The 13,733-nt window shown below is 62.6% G+C and carries 13 protein-coding genes; 8 read left to right on the forward strand and 5 right to left on the reverse strand.

The window, feature by feature from the left end:
* Window positions 1-29: 29 nt before the first annotated feature.
* From P0D68_RS29420 to polA, 3 genes are all read right to left on the reverse strand, one after another.
* Window positions 30-902: a dienelactone hydrolase family protein gene (locus P0D68_RS29420; RefSeq protein WP_408301595.1), complete on the reverse strand. Its 873-nt coding sequence runs from the start codon at window positions 900-902 to the stop codon at window positions 30-32.
* Between the two features lie 105 nt (window positions 903-1,007).
* The gene (locus P0D68_RS29425) at window positions 1,008-2,357 is read right to left on the reverse strand and encodes an NAD(P)/FAD-dependent oxidoreductase (protein ID WP_408301597.1); all 1,350 of its coding nucleotides are present in this window, start codon (window positions 2,355-2,357) and stop codon (window positions 1,008-1,010) included.
* A gap of 168 nt (window positions 2,358-2,525) precedes the next feature.
* Window positions 2,526-5,267 carry a DNA polymerase I gene (gene polA, locus P0D68_RS29430; RefSeq protein ID WP_408301599.1) on the reverse strand — a complete coding sequence of 914 codons (2,742 nt, stop codon included), beginning with the start codon at window positions 5,265-5,267 and terminating at the stop codon, window positions 2,526-2,528.
* 1 nt (window position 5,268) lies between these two features.
* Between polA and P0D68_RS29435 the strand changes: the two genes are divergently transcribed.
* Window positions 5,269-6,012 carry an LOG family protein gene (locus P0D68_RS29435; RefSeq protein WP_091804736.1) on the forward strand — a complete coding sequence of 248 codons (744 nt, stop codon included), beginning with the start codon at window positions 5,269-5,271 and terminating at the stop codon, window positions 6,010-6,012.
* Between the two features lie 65 nt (window positions 6,013-6,077).
* Here P0D68_RS29435 and P0D68_RS29440 read toward each other — a convergent pair whose 3' ends face one another.
* Window positions 6,078-6,995, reverse strand: coding sequence for a transcriptional regulator GcvA (locus tag P0D68_RS29440; RefSeq protein WP_408183666.1), 918 nt, complete (start codon window positions 6,993-6,995; stop codon window positions 6,078-6,080).
* A 97-nt stretch (window positions 6,996-7,092) separates the two neighbouring features.
* Between P0D68_RS29440 and P0D68_RS29445 the strand changes: the two genes are divergently transcribed.
* Together P0D68_RS29445 and P0D68_RS29450 are read left to right on the forward strand one after the other, a co-directional pair.
* The gene (locus P0D68_RS29445; RefSeq protein WP_408183664.1) at window positions 7,093-7,662 is read left to right on the forward strand and encodes a chromate transporter; all 570 of its coding nucleotides are present in this window, start codon (window positions 7,093-7,095) and stop codon (window positions 7,660-7,662) included.
* Window positions 7,659-8,189: a chromate transporter gene (locus P0D68_RS29450; RefSeq protein ID WP_091804741.1), complete on the forward strand. Its 531-nt coding sequence runs from the start codon at window positions 7,659-7,661 to the stop codon at window positions 8,187-8,189. The genes P0D68_RS29445 and P0D68_RS29450 overlap by 4 nt, the downstream gene beginning before the upstream one ends.
* A 54-nt stretch (window positions 8,190-8,243) precedes the next feature.
* On the opposite strand, the gene P0D68_RS29455 is transcribed toward P0D68_RS29450, so the two are convergent.
* Window positions 8,244-9,770 carry an AMP nucleosidase gene (locus P0D68_RS29455; protein WP_091808998.1) on the reverse strand — a complete coding sequence of 509 codons (1,527 nt, stop codon included), beginning with the start codon at window positions 9,768-9,770 and terminating at the stop codon, window positions 8,244-8,246.
* A gap of 199 nt (window positions 9,771-9,969) precedes the next feature.
* Here P0D68_RS29455 and P0D68_RS29460 point away from each other — a divergent pair, with 199 nt between their 5' ends.
* From P0D68_RS29460 to P0D68_RS29480, 5 genes are all read left to right on the forward strand, one after another.
* Window positions 9,970-10,365 (forward strand): hypothetical protein, encoded by a 396-nt coding sequence (locus P0D68_RS29460; RefSeq protein WP_408183661.1) that lies wholly within the window; start codon window positions 9,970-9,972, stop codon window positions 10,363-10,365.
* A gap of 226 nt (window positions 10,366-10,591) precedes the next feature.
* Window positions 10,592-11,587 (forward strand): homoserine kinase, encoded by a 996-nt coding sequence (locus P0D68_RS29465; protein ID WP_091804746.1) that lies wholly within the window; start codon window positions 10,592-10,594, stop codon window positions 11,585-11,587.
* Window positions 11,578-12,384: a BPSS1780 family membrane protein gene (locus P0D68_RS29470; protein WP_408301603.1), complete on the forward strand. Its 807-nt coding sequence runs from the start codon at window positions 11,578-11,580 to the stop codon at window positions 12,382-12,384. The genes P0D68_RS29465 and P0D68_RS29470 overlap by 10 nt, the downstream gene beginning before the upstream one ends.
* 171 nt (window positions 12,385-12,555) lie before the next feature.
* Entirely contained in the window at window positions 12,556-13,008 is a 453-nt protein-coding gene (locus P0D68_RS29475) for a MarR family winged helix-turn-helix transcriptional regulator (protein ID WP_091804751.1), read from the forward strand.
* A 173-nt stretch (window positions 13,009-13,181) separates the two neighbouring features.
* On the forward strand, window positions 13,182-13,601 hold the full coding sequence (locus P0D68_RS29480; RefSeq protein ID WP_091804754.1) for an organic hydroperoxide resistance protein: 420 nt from the start codon (window positions 13,182-13,184) through the stop codon (window positions 13,599-13,601).
* Window positions 13,602-13,733 lie beyond the last annotated feature (132 nt).

The following is a 13,733-nucleotide window of genomic DNA, read 5'->3' on the forward strand; positions in this document are numbered from 1 at the left end:
CTCGCCGGTCAGCGTAAAAAACAGGCGGTTCAGGCTACGCCATGCTGCTTGAACCACGCCAGCGTACGGCGCCAGCCGTCTTCCGCGTCGGCCTTTTTGTAGCTCGGGCGGTAATCCGCGAAAAACGCGTGACCCGCATCTTCATACACGACGAACTGCGAACCGCGTCCCACTTGCGGACCTTGCGCGATGGCCTGCTTCATCTGTTCGAGCGTGTCCTGCGGAATGCTCTGATCCTGCAACCCATAGAGTCCCAGGACCGGCGCATGAAGCTGCGCGACCTCGTCGAGAGGATTGGCCGGCGTTATCGCGTTCTTTGCGCCCGTTACTCGCCCATACCAGGCGACGGCCGCCTTCAGTCGCGGGTTATGTTCGGCGTACAGCCATGCAATGCGCCCACCCCAGCAGAAGCCGTTCACGCCTAGGCGGTTCAGATCGCCGCCATGCTCGCCCGCCCAGGCAACCGTCGCGTCGAGATCGCCGATAACCTGATCGTCCGGCACCTTGCTGACCAGTTGCTCGTTGAGCTGCTGCATGCTCGTATAAACGGTCGGATCACCCTGCCGCTCGTACAGATTCGGCGCGATCGCGAGATAGCCCTGCTTGGCGAAGCGCCGGCACACGTCGGCGATATGCTCGTGCACGCCAAAAATCTCGTGCACGACGATGATCACCGGCAAGTGCGTCTTACCCTTCGGCTGCGCGCGGTACGCCGGCACCAACGTGTCGCCGGAGCGCACCGCCACTTCGCCGGCTTCGAGACCGTCGCTGTCCGTATGGATAGTTTGCGCGGATACCGGCAGCACGGCGGCGGCGAATCCGGTGCCGAGCGCTGCTTTAATGAAAGTGCGACGGTCGAAGGGGACGTGCGGGACCAGGCTGTCGATCTCGGGTTTCAGCATGCAGCGCTCCTCGGTTGAACGTTGGAGGCAACAGGATACGCCTGACACGCATCCTGTTGCACAAGCAACGTTTCCGGGCGCCGACCAGGCGCGGCACAGCCCAAGTCAGTGGAGCTTGACCCGCGGCAGCGTTGTCCGGCGTAACCAGTGAGCGAACGTATCGAGCACCATCCGCGCGTAGCCGTGCAGCGCGGCGATGTGCAGCCGGTACAGCGACATGTACATGAAGCGCGCGAACAGCCCTTCGATCAGCATATTGCCGCCGATCACCCCGCCCATCAGATTGCCGACGGCGCTGAAATGCCCGAGCGACACCAGCGAACCAAAGTCGCGATAGGTAAATTCCGGCAATGGCTTGCCATCGAGCCGCGCCGCCAGCGCCTTCATCAGGAAGCTTGCCTGCTGGTGAGCCGCCTGCGCGCGCGGCGGCACGTTGCGCTCATTGCCCGGCCACGGACAAGCGGCGCAATCGCCAAGCGCGAAAACGTTGTCGTCGATTTCGGTTTGCAGCGTGCGGCGCACGACGATCTGGCCCAGACGATTCACCGGCAGGCCGTCGAGCTGGCTCAGCACCGCCGGCGCCTTGATACCCGCCGCCCACACCGTCAAATCGGCGCGCACGGTTTTGCCGCTTGCGGTGCGGATCAGGCCCGGCGCGACTTCGGCCACGGTTTCGCCGATCATCAGCTTCACACCGAGCTTGGTAAGCAGTTCGGCCGTAGCTGTCGAAACCCTTTCCTGCAGAGCCGGCAGAATGCGCGGCCCCGCCTCGATCAGCACGATCCCGACGTCATGCCGCGGATCGAGCTTATGCAGGCCGTATGCGGACAGCACCTGCGCGGTGTTGCGCAATTCCGCCGACAGTTCCACCCCCGTTGCGCCGCCGCCGACAATCGCCACCTGAATCCGCGGCTCGCCCGTGGACGACGTGCCCGGACCCGATTCGACGGGCTCGTGCACCTGGTGTTCGGCACGCATGCAGGCCGCGATCAGGCGTTTGCGGAAACGCTCGGCCTGACTGACCGTGTCGAGCGCAAGGGAGAATTCGGGCGCACCCTTTACGCCGAAGAATGCGGTCGTGCTGCCGATCGCGATGATCAGCGTGTCGTATTCAAGCTCTCGTTCGGGTAGCAGTTCGGCGCCGTCGTCGTCGAGCACGGTTCCAAGCGTGAGGCGCTGGTTCGCGCGGTCAAGGCCTGTCAGTTCGCCCTGCTGAAATTCGAAGCCATGCCAGCGCGCTTGCGCCGCATATTCGAGTTCCTGCGTGAAGGGGTCCATGCTACCGGCCGCCACTTCGTGCAACAGCGGCTTCCAGATATGCGTCGGATTCCGGTCGACGAGCGTGACCTGCGCCCGCACGCTGCCCTTGTTCTTGTGGGGTGCGTAGCGATCGCCCAAACGCGTCGCCAGTTCCAGTCCCCCCGCGCCTCCGCCAACGACGATAAAACGATGCATTGAACTCTCCGTGTTTGCCGATGGGTTATGCGTCGCCGCGACGCGCACGATATCTCACCCGAGCGCGCCGCCTTTGAGCGATTGTCCGCGAGCAACACGGGTTGTCACAAGCCATCAATGCGCATGTGTGACATGCGCACGACGATATCGCGCCCCGTCATACGCAAGTCAATGCGCTTCTTCCCAGTTCAGGCCGGCGCCCACCTCGGCGACCAGCGGCACCTTCAGGTCGGCGACACCGCACATCAACTCGGGCAAGCGCTTGCGCACGTCGGACAATTCCGCGTCCGGTACCTCTAGAATCAGTTCGTCATGCACCTGCATGATCATGCGCGTACCGATCTTCGAATCTTCGATCCATTTCTGCACCGCGATCATCGAGAGCTTGATCAGATCGGCGGCCGTGCCTTGCATCGGCGCGTTGATCGCGGCGCGCTCGGCGGCCTGACGGCGCGGACCGTTGCCGCCGTTGATCTCGGGCAGCCACAGGCGGCGGCCGAACACCGTTTCGACATAACCCTTGGCCTTCGCGCTCACGCGCGTTTCGTCCATATAACGCGCCACACCCGGATAACGCGCGAAATAGCGGTCGATATAGAGCTTGGCCGCGTCGCGCGTGATGCCGAGGTTCGAGGCGAGCCCGAACGAACTCATGCCGTAGATCAGACCAAAGTTGATGACCTTGGCTACGCGGCGCTGGTCGTTCGAGACTTCGAGCGGCGTCACGCTGAAGATTTCCGCCGCGGTGGCGCGGTGAATGTCTTCCCCTTGCGAGAACGAACGCAGCAACGATTCGTCGCCCGAAATGTGCGCCATGATGCGTAATTCGATCTGCGAGTAGTCCGCGGAGACCAGCTTGTGCCCCGGCGGTGCAATAAACGCTTCGCGAATACGGCGGCCTTCGCCGGTACGGACGGGAATGTTCTGCAAGTTCGGATCGTTCGATGCCAAACGTCCCGTCACTGCCACGGCCTGCGCATAGTTCGTATGCACGCGGCCCGTGGTGGCGTTGACCATGCGCGGCAGCTTGTCCGTGTAGGTCGATTTCAGTTTCGACAGGCCACGATGTTCGAGCAGGATCTTCGGCAGCGGAAAGTCTTCCGCGAGTTTTTGCAGCACTTCTTCGTCCGTGGACGGTGCGCCGCTCGGGGTCTTCTTGACCACCGGCAACTCCAGCTTCTCGAAGAAGATCTGCCCGATCTGCTTCGGCGAACCCAGATTAAATTCGCCGCCGGCCAGCACATACGCCTCGCTTTCCAGCTGAATGAGACGCGTGGCGATTTCGCTGCTTTGCTGACGCAGCTTCTCCGCGTCGATCAGCACGCCCGTGCGTTCCATCTTCCGCAGCACGCGCGAGGTGGGCAGTTCGATGTCGCGATAGACGTACTCGAGCGTTTTCTCCGCCGCCACCTGCGGGTACAGCACCTGGTGCAGCCGCAAGGTGATGTCGGCGTCTTCCGCTGCGTATTCCGCGGCCTTGTCCAACGCGACTTCGTCGAAGCCGATCTGCCCCGCGCCCTTGCCCGCCACCTCTTCGTACTTGATCGTCTTCACACCGAGATGACGCAGTGCGAGGCTGTCCATGTCGTGCGTGCGATGCGATTCGACCACGTACGATTGCAGCAGCGTGTCGTGTTCGATACCGCGCATTTCGATGCCGTAGTTCGCCAGCACCTGCTCGTCGTACTTGAGATGCTGGCCGACCTTCTTGTGCTGCGCGCTTTCGAGCCACGGCTTGAGCTTTGCGAGCACTTCGTCGCGCGGCAATTGCACGGGAGCGTCCGGGCCGCGATGCGCGAGCGGCACATAGGCCGCACGGCCTGCCTCGACCGACAACGACAGCCCCACGATCTGCGCGACCATGGGGTCGAGCGAGGTGGTTTCCGTATCGAAGGAGGTCAACTCGGCCGCGTTGATCCTCTCGAACCACGCGTCGAATTGCTCCCACGTCTGCACGGTGTCGTAATGGCGCTCGTGATCCACCGACAAAGCAGGCGCCACGTCCGTTTCCGGACCTTCCACGGCGTCCGCGATCTCCACTTCGCGCAGCCACGTCTTGAAGCCGTGGCGCGTGAACACCTCGCGCAATTCCTCGCGCGATTCCGGCCGGCTTTGCAGGCTTTCCTCGATCGACACGATATGGTCGGTCATATCGCAGTTGCGATCCACCGTGACGAGTTTCTTCGCCATTGGCAGAAAATCGAGCGCACGGCGCAAATTGTCTCCTACCGCACCTTTAATTTCGTCCGCATGTGCGACGATGCCATCCAGCGACTCGAATTGCGTCAGCCATTTGATCGCTGTTTTCGGCCCGCATTTCTCGACGCCCGGCACGTTGTCGACGGTATCGCCGATCAACGACAGGTAGTCGACAATGCGCTCCGGCGGCACGCCGAACTTGGCGAGCACACCGGCGCGGTCGAGCGTTTCGTTAGTCATCGTATTGATGAGGGTGACATGATCCGACACAAGCTGCGCCAGATCCTTGTCACCCGTCGACACGATCACATTCATGCCACGCTTTTCCGCTTCGGTGCTGAGCGTGCCGATCACGTCGTCGGCCTCGACACCTTCTATCATCAGCAACGGCCAGCCGAGCGCGCGCACGGCCACATGAATCGGCTCGATCTGACGCGAGAGATCGTCCGGCATGGACGGGCGATTCGCCTTATAGTCGGGATACCAGTCGTCGCGAAACGTTTTGCCCTTGGCGTCGAACACGCACGCGCTATACTCTGCTGTGACTTCCTTGCGCATGCGCCGCAGCATGTTGATCATCCCGTAGAGCGCACCTGTCGGACCACCGTCGGGGCTGCGCAGATCAGGCATCGCATGGTAGGCCCGGTACAGATAACTCGAACCGTCGACCAATAGCAGGGTCTTACCTTCAAGGCTTCGTTCTTCAGGCATTATGACTAAGAGAAAAGTGATTCCGAGTCTGCGATCACTCGCAGATCAAGAGCGCGCAACGGCCAAAAAGGCCCGCGCATCGTGGCAGATGTTCACGATTATGGCAGAGTTTATCGAGGCGACCGAGTACCTCTCGGAGATTCGCCCGGCTGTCAGCATCTATGGTTCGGCTCGCCTGAAACCGAACTCGCCCTACTACAAACTTGCCACGCAAATCGCGCGCAAGTTGTCCGACGCCGGCTTTGCGGTGATCTCGGGCGGCGGCCCGGGCATCATGGAGGCGGCCAACAAGGGCGCTCATGCGGGCAAGGCCCCGTCGGTCGGTCTGAACATCGAATTGCCGCACGAGCAATCGGGCAATCAATGGCAAGACATCTCGCTGCGCTTCCGCCATTTCTTCACGCGCAAGGTCACGTTCGTGAAGAACTCGGACGCCGTGATCGTCATGCCCGGCGGCTTCGGCACGCTGGACGAACTTGCCGAAGTGCTCACGCTCATCCAGACCAAGAAGTCGCGTCATGTGCCGATCATTCTGGTGGGCGCGGAGTTCTGGGAAGGCCTGCTTGCGTGGTTCAAGAACTCGCTCACGCCCATGGGCCTGATCAACCCGGCCGACATGGACCTGATGCAGGTCATCGACGATCCGGACCAGGTGCTCGAAGCGGTGCTGAAGTTCTATGAAGACCGCGAAGAAACCGAGCCGCAGCCGACCAAGTCGGATGAAGACCGGATGTTCTATCTGTGAGTCTGCACGCTTCGCGCTGCGGCGCGAAGCGAATGCAACTCCATGCGCCATGAACACGCAGATCACTAACGGGTAGCCTCGAGGCTGCCCGTTTCCTTTTCGCGGGTTTGATCGCCTTGCGCTTGCAACCATTCGCAGAACTGCTCGACTAGCGGCGCATGCGCGACCTCGCGCCGTGCGACCCACCAATAGCCGCGTGCATCGATGCGCGGGGCCGCCAGCGGCACCACGAGCCGACCCGACGCCAGCTCATCCGAGAGCAGGGGCAGCGGACCGAGCGCGACACCGAGGCCGTCCACCGCGGCCTGCAAGGCCAGATAGAAGTGATCGAACGATTGCTTCTTGCGGCATTTCACCATCACGCCGGCCGCCGATAACCAGTTGCTCCAGGCATCCGGCCGCGTGTCGGAATGCAGCAGCACGTGCCGCGCGAGATCGTCGGCGACGTTGATCGGCGAGCGCTGCAATAGCGCCGGACTGCACACGGGAATCTCGCTTTCGCCCAGAAAATGGCCGCTCACGCAGTTGGGCCAGTGTGCGGGACCGCGACGAACCGCAACGTCGAAGCCGTCCAGAGTGTCGACCGGCGCGTTCGAGGTCGACAGTCTCAACTCCACATTCGGCACCTTGCGCTGGAACTGATGCAGGCGCGGCAGCAGCCATTTCATCGCGAACGTGGGCAACGCATTCACGCGCAGCACATGGACGACGCCGGTGTCGCGCAATTGGTCCGTTGCACGCGCGATGCTGTCGAACGCGGCCTGAACGGTGGACAGGTAGCGGCGCCCTTCTTCGGTCAGGCGCACGCGTTTGCCGCGACGCTGAAACACCTGCACGCCGAGCCACGTTTCGAAAGCCGCGACCTGCCGGCTGATTGCACCATGCGTCACATGCAGCTCGGTCGCCGCGGCGGTGAAGCTTTCATGCCGCGCCGCGGCTTCGAAGGCGCGCAGCGCCGGAAAAGGAGGGAGGTTACGGGCCATGCTTGTGATTCTAGATCACAAGCCGGCGCTCAAAAATCGTTTTGCCCGCCGCGGGTTCGGCGCTAACCTCCTGAGCTTGAACTGGAAGCGAACCGACATGGACCACGATCTCACCTTGTCCGAGCCCGCGCTGGCGCCCACGCCCACCGTGCGGGAAATCTTCGGCGGCTTTCTCGGCCTCGGGCTGATCTCGTTCGGCGGCGCACTGCCGCTGGCGCGGCGCGCGCTGGTCGAACAACGCCGCTGGCTGAGCGCCGACGAATTCACCGACCTGCTCGGCCTATGCCAGTTTTTACCGGGCGGCAACGTGATCAATCTCTCGGTAGCAATGGGCATGCGCTTTCGCGGCGTGCCGGGCGCACTGGCCGGCCTCCTCGGACTGATCGCGGGACCGTCGCTGGTGGTGATCGGCCTTGGCGTGCTGTACGAACACACGCAGAACGACCCGCACGTTCGCCATCTGTTTGCCGGTCTTGCCGCAGCGGCTGCCGGCCTGCTGATCTCGATGGCCGTGAAAATCCTGCTGCCGTTACGGCATAGTCCGATGGCCGCGCTTATCGCAGCGCTCGGCTTCATTGCGATTGCGATCATGCGTCTACCGCTTCTGCCCACCATGCTCGTGCTGACGCCGCTCAGCATTTACATCGCCTCGCGGAGCGCACGATGAACGACACGCTCATTTCCCTCGCCGTTATTTTCAGCCAGCTTTCGCTACTGGCGTTCGGCGGCGGCAACACGATTCTTCCGGAGATGCAGCGGCAAGTGGTGGATGTGCATCACTGGATGCCGGCCAGCGAATTCAGCGCCCTGTTCGCGCTCGCGCAAGCGGCGCCCGGTCCGAATCTGATGATCGTTACGCTGGTCGGCTGGCATGTGGCCGGTTGGGCGGGCATGCTGGTGACCTCGGTGGCAAAGTTCGGGCCGTCGTCGCTCGTGACGATCCTCGCCATGCATGCGTGGGAGCGATTCAAGGACCGCCCGTGGCGTCGTTACGCGCAATTGGGACTGGTGCCGGTGACTGCCGGCATTGTCGCCGCGAGCGCGGCGCTGATTGCCGAAGCGTCGAACCCGACGGCCATTGCATGGGCGATTACCGCCTTCACCGCCGTGATGGCGATGAAGACGCGCATTCATCCACTGTGGCTGCTGGCAGCCGGCAGTTTGATCGGGCTGACCGGCTTCGGGCAGCTTTGATCGAACAAAGGCGAGCCGAACCTGCGCTCGCCTTGCCCGCTTGTGAAAAGGCGCTTACTGGAACGCCACTTCCGCGAAGCTGCGCAGCTTGCGGCTATGCAAACGATGCAGCCCGTTCATCCGCAATAGCTCCATCGCCTTCACGCCGATCTGCAGATGCTGATCGACCTGCGCGCGATAGAACTGATCGGCCATGCCCGGCAGCTTGAGCTCGCCATGCAACGGCTTGTCCGACACGCAGAGCAAGGTGCCGTAAGGCACGCGGAAACGGAAGCCATTGGCGGCGATCGTCGCGCTTTCCATGTCGAGCGCAATCGCGCGGCTTTGCGACAGCCGCTGCACCGGCTCGCGGTGATCGCGCAATTCCCAGTTACGGTTGTCCACACTTGCCACCGTGCCCGTGCGCATCACACGCTTCAATTCGACGCCGTCCAGTTGCGTAACCTGCGCGACCGCGCGTTCCAGCGCGACCTGCACTTCGGCGAGCGCCGGAATCGGCACCCACAGCGGCAGGTCGTCGTCGAGCACGTGATCCTCGCGCACGTAGCCGTGCGCGAGCACATAGTCGCCGAGACGCTGTGTATTGCGCAGGCCTGCGCAGTGGCCGAGCATGATCCACGCATGCGGACGCAACACGGCGATGTGATCCGTAATGGTCTTCGCATTCGACGGACCCACGCCGATGTTGACCATCGTGATGCCGCTGCCGTCGGCGCGCTTCAGGTGATACGCCGGCATCTGCGGCAGGCGCGGCGGAGCGGTGCCTTCCTGCGCCTGCTCGCCGAGGTTCTCGTTGTACGTGACCACGTCGCCAGGCTCGACGAACGAGGTGTATTCGCTGCGATAGGCGCGCAGTTCTTCGTCGTCGGTATGGGCCATCATCGTGCGGCCGAGTTTGACGAACTCGTCGATATAGAACTGGTAGTTCGTGTACAGCACGTAGTTCTGGCAATGCGTGGGCGACGTGGCCGTGTAGTGCTTCAGCCGGTGCAGCGAGAAATCGACCCGCGCCGCCGTGAACAGCGCGAGCGGATGCGGCTCGCCCGGCTGCGGCTCATAGGTGCCGTTGACGATGCGGTCGTCGAGCAGCGCGAGGTCGGGCGTGTCGAACACATCGCGCATCAGGAACAGACGCTCGCGATCCAGATCGCCTTCGAGGTGGATGCCCTCGGCGAACGCGAAATGAATCGGAATCGGCTGATCCGACACGCCGACTTCGATCTTCACGTGATGGTTCTTCGCCAGCAGGCGCAATTGCTCGCGATAGTAATTGCCAAACAGGTCAGGGCGCGTAACGGTCGTCTCGAACACGCCCGGACCCGCGACGAAACCATACGAGCGGCGCGAGTCGATATGCGTGTTGACCTCGGTGCACACGCGCACGAAGGGATAGCAGGCGCGCACGCGGCTCGGGAACAGTTCGTTGCGGCGATAGCGCGCGAAGGCGTCGCGCAAGAACGAAGTGTTCGCTTCGTAGATCGCCGAGAGGCGGGTAACGGCCTCGGTCGCGTCGTCGAAGGATTCGGTCGGGAAGCTGTTGGCGGGAGTCTGCACCGCGCGTTGATTGGTATCGTTGTTCATCTTCATTCGCCTCGATTGATGAGGCGACATTACCACGGAACGCGTGATCGCCAAATGACCTGGCAGCGTCGCAACACACGCTCGCACGCGGCTCGCAAGATTGCGGGCACGCCGCGCGAAAGCGGCGCAAAATAAGGCGATCGCGCCCGATGGGCAGGCTGGATTTGCTAGAATCGGGGCACCCTATCGGAGAATCACCATGAAGCCGCTCCTTCCCGTCGCCGTTGCACTGGCCCTCGCCTTTGGCAACGCCGCGATGGCTGCCCAGCCTGTCGATGACACTCCGCCCCCCGGCGCGCCCCAGTCCGCCAATGAACGGGCGGGTCTGCCGGACCTGGCGAAGATCAATCGTCCGGCCGCCGAGGTCAGCTCGAAGGTCGAAATCAATGTTCCGCGCACGCCGAGCTTTTACGAGCGCAGCCCGAACGGCACCGAAATCACCGAATACCGCGACAAAGGCAAGCCCGTCGAAATCAACGTGCATTCGAACCTCGGCACGCGCTACCAGATGAGCGCGCCGCTCGACACGTCGCCCACCGTGCGCGACAACGGCCGCGCAAGCACGCGCTTGCCGTCGGTGAACCTGACCTATTGATGCATGCCGGCACGGCGGCCCCGGAGTGGGCCGCCGCCCGGATCCACGCCGCCCGCAAGGTGTCGTCCTGGCCTTCGGCCTGCTTGCCGGATTCCAACCTGGGCGGTTCGGCATTGAAATGCCGCAGCGCTTCACGGTCCCAGAGAACACGTTTCGTACCGCATTTGCCACACATCGCACTGGCCGCACTGCGCCAGCCCGACCAACCTGACTCGACGTTTCCCGCATGGCTGTCTTCACCGCTGTCACTGAACCCCAACTTGCAGAATGGATGCGCCATTACGATCTCGGCGACGTCGTCGAATTTCGTGGCATCTCCTCCGGTATTGAAAACAGCAACTTCTTTCTGACGACAACGCGCGGCGAATACGTCCTCACGATCTTCGAAAAGCTGACAGCCGAACAACTGCCGTTCTATCTCGACCTCATGCGGCATCTGGCCGCGCACCGCGTGCCGGTGCCGGACCCCATGCCACGCGAAGACGGCGCGCTGTTCGGCCTGCTGCAAGGCAAGCCCGCTGCGATCGTGACCAAACTCGAGGGCGCGCCGGAATTGGCGCCGGGCGTCGAGCACTGCATCGAGGTCGGGCAAATGCTGGCGCGCATGCATCTGGCAGGACGCGATTACCCGGCCTATCAGCCCAATCTGCGCAGCCTGCCGTGGTGGAAGGAAACCGTGCCGACCGTTCTGCCGTTTCTGGAAGGCGAGCAACGCGACCTGCTGTCGTCCGAACTGGCGCATCAGGAAGCCTTTTTCGCCTCGGCCGATTACGCCGCTCTACCCGAAGGCCCATGCCACGCCGATCTGTTCCGCGACAATGCCATGTTCGCCCACGCCGATCCGGACACGGGCCACGAGGTACGCCTGGGCGGTTTCTTCGACTTCTATTTCGCCGGCTGCGATAAATGGCTGTTCGACGTGGCGGTGACGGTCAACGACTGGTGCGTCGACCTCGCCACCGGCAAGCTCGACGACGCGCGCACTGAAGCCATGCTGCGCGCTTACCAGACCGTGCGCCCGTTCACCGCAGAAGAAAACCGTCATTGGGGCGACATGCTGCGCGCGGGCGCATATCGTTTCTGGGTCTCGCGCCTGTATGATTTCCATTTGCCGCGCGCGGCCGAGTTGCTCAAACCGCACGATCCCGGCCATTTCGAGCGCATTCTGCGCGAACGCCTGTCCGGCGTTGCACTTCCAGGCATTCATACCTCATGCAACTGATCGAAGTCCCCGCGAAAACCGGCTATGTGTGGTTCCGGCAGGGTATCTGGCTGTTCCGCAAGAACCCGCTCGCGTTTCTGACGCTGTTCTTCACCTATCTGCTGGTAATGACGCTCGTGTCGCAGATTCCAGTGATCGGCGGCGTGTTGCCCTTGGCGTTCATTCCGGGCGTCGCGGTCGGTTTCATGGCGGCGTGCCGCAACACGATCGCGGGCAAGCCGGTCTTCCCCACCATTCTGGTCGACGGTTTTCACTCGTACGGCTCGGTGGTCGCCAAACGGCTGCTGGTGCTCGGTGTGCTCTATGTCCTCGCGATGGCGCTGGTGCTGGCCGGTTCGGCGCTCGCCGACGGTGGCATGCTGCTCAAAGTGATGCTCGGCGGCGCCACGATGGACCAGGACGCAATTGCCAACAGCAATATTCCGCTAGCGGTAATCACGGCTTTGGCGCTCTACCTTCCGGTCGCCATGATCTTCTGGTTCTCGCCGATTCTCACGGCATGGCATGACGTGCCGCCCGTCAAGGCGATGTTCTTCAGCATCGTCAGTTGCTGGCGCAACCGCGGCGCGTTCATTGTGTTCGGCGCGCTGTGGTTCGCGGTAGCGATCACGGTGTCGCTCGGCTTGTCCGCGCTGATGCAGGCGCTCGGTGCGGGCGACTTCGCGTTCGCGGTTCTGATGCCCGCCACGATGATCGTGACAACCATGCTGTACTGCTCGTTCTACGCAACCTATCGCGGCTGTTTCGGCGTGCAAACGCCGGAAACACCGGACTTGCCGACCACCCCGGCGGCTTGAATCCCGTTCAGGTCCGGCGCGGTTCTAGCGCCGGACCCTGCGCCGCCTTCATCGCGGCGTCTGTCTTTCCCGCTTCAGCCATCCCCAACCGCACTCGTCAACGTGCGTCGATTTGCGGCACAATGGTTTGCGCGCAATCGATTTGCACGCTATTTTTTTGCGAGATGCATCATGACCCAGCGCCCCGCTTTGCCCTTCACCCTCGACGAGCAACTCTGCTTCGCCCTCTACTCCACCTCGCTCGCCATGACCAAGGCGTACAAGCCGCTGCTCGATAAACTCGGCCTGACGTACCCGCAATATCTTGCGATGCTGGCACTGTGGGAGAGCGACGACGTCACGGTCAAAGACATGGCCGCGCGCCTGAACCTCGATTCGGCGACGGTCACGCCGCTGCTCAAGCGCCTCGAGGCGCAAGGGCTGGTGGAGCGCGTACGCGGCACCGACGACGAGCGTCTCGTCTACGTCCGGCTCACCAAAGCCGGTTCGGCACTCAAGCGCCAGGCGCGCGAAGTGCCCGCGGAAATCTTCTGCGCAACGCAGCAGACACCCGAATTCCTGCTGCGCTTGCGGGATGACCTGACGCGCCTGCGCGGCACCCTCAACGATTACATGGACCACTAGACGGTCCGCTCCAGATCATGCGCTATCGCCTTCATGCAAAAAATCATTTGCACACAAATGATTTGTACACTATCTTTGTCACATGCCAAGCGATGAGTGCTCTGCCGGAACGGCAGGCCAGCAAAGAGCGGCAAACACGCAAATCCTGATAACCCGGACAAAGGAGCAGCACCATGAACATCCTCTACAAAGCAAGCGCAACGAGCACCGGTGGCCGCGACGGCCGTGCAGTGTCGTCGGACAATGCGTTGGACGTTAAGCTGGCCGCACCGCGCGAACTGGGCGGCACCGGCGCAGCGGGTACGAACCCGGAACAACTTTTCGCAGCGGGCTACTCGGCGTGTTTCCTGAGCGCAATGAAGTTCGTCGCCGGTCAGCAGAAGAAAACTTTGCCGGCAGACACGCAAGTCACGGCGGAAGTCGGTATCGGCCCGAACGACAAGGGCGGCTTCGCGCTCGACATCGACCTGCGCGTTTCGCTTCCGGGTCTCGACGCAAGCGCGGCCAAGGAACTGGTCGACGCAGCGCATCAGGTCTGCCCGTATTCGAACGCCACGCGCAACAACGTCGCGGTTCGTTTGCAAATCGCCTAAGCTGCCTCTTCGGCGCATCGCCAAAGAAGCGCTGAAGAAGCGCTGAAGCGACGCTGAAAACCGCGCCACCGCTACACACACAGCGCCCGCACCCTGCACAATAGGGGCGGGCGCTGTCCCAATTTGCGGACG

The organism is Paraburkholderia sp. RL17-380-BIE-A, assembly GCF_046028085.1.
Lineage (GTDB): Bacteria > Pseudomonadota > Gammaproteobacteria > Burkholderiales > Burkholderiaceae > Paraburkholderia.

Coding starts and splice junctions, on each gene's coding strand:
- P0D68_RS29420 (WP_408301595.1), bottom strand. CDS start 902: ATGCTGAAACCCGAGATCGACAGCCTGGTCCCGCACGTCCCCTTCGAC.
- P0D68_RS29425 (WP_408301597.1), bottom strand. CDS start 2,357: ATGCATCGTTTTATCGTCGTTGGCGGAGGCGCGGGGGGACTGGAACTG.
- polA (WP_408301599.1), bottom strand. CDS start 5,267: ATGCCTGAAGAACGAAGCCTTGAAGGTAAGACCCTGCTATTGGTCGAC.
- P0D68_RS29435 (WP_091804736.1), top strand. CDS start 5,269: ATGACTAAGAGAAAAGTGATTCCGAGTCTGCGATCACTCGCAGATCAA.
- P0D68_RS29440 (WP_408183666.1), bottom strand. CDS start 6,995: ATGGCCCGTAACCTCCCTCCTTTTCCGGCGCTGCGCGCCTTCGAAGCC.
- P0D68_RS29445 (WP_408183664.1), top strand. CDS start 7,093: ATGGACCACGATCTCACCTTGTCCGAGCCCGCGCTGGCGCCCACGCCC.
- P0D68_RS29450 (WP_091804741.1), top strand. CDS start 7,659: ATGAACGACACGCTCATTTCCCTCGCCGTTATTTTCAGCCAGCTTTCG.
- P0D68_RS29455 (WP_091808998.1), bottom strand. CDS start 9,770: ATGAACAACGATACCAATCAACGCGCGGTGCAGACTCCCGCCAACAGC.
- P0D68_RS29460 (WP_408183661.1), top strand. CDS start 9,970: ATGAAGCCGCTCCTTCCCGTCGCCGTTGCACTGGCCCTCGCCTTTGGC.
- P0D68_RS29465 (WP_091804746.1), top strand. CDS start 10,592: ATGGCTGTCTTCACCGCTGTCACTGAACCCCAACTTGCAGAATGGATG.
- P0D68_RS29470 (WP_408301603.1), top strand. CDS start 11,578: ATGCAACTGATCGAAGTCCCCGCGAAAACCGGCTATGTGTGGTTCCGG.
- P0D68_RS29475 (WP_091804751.1), top strand. CDS start 12,556: ATGACCCAGCGCCCCGCTTTGCCCTTCACCCTCGACGAGCAACTCTGC.
- P0D68_RS29480 (WP_091804754.1), top strand. CDS start 13,182: ATGAACATCCTCTACAAAGCAAGCGCAACGAGCACCGGTGGCCGCGAC.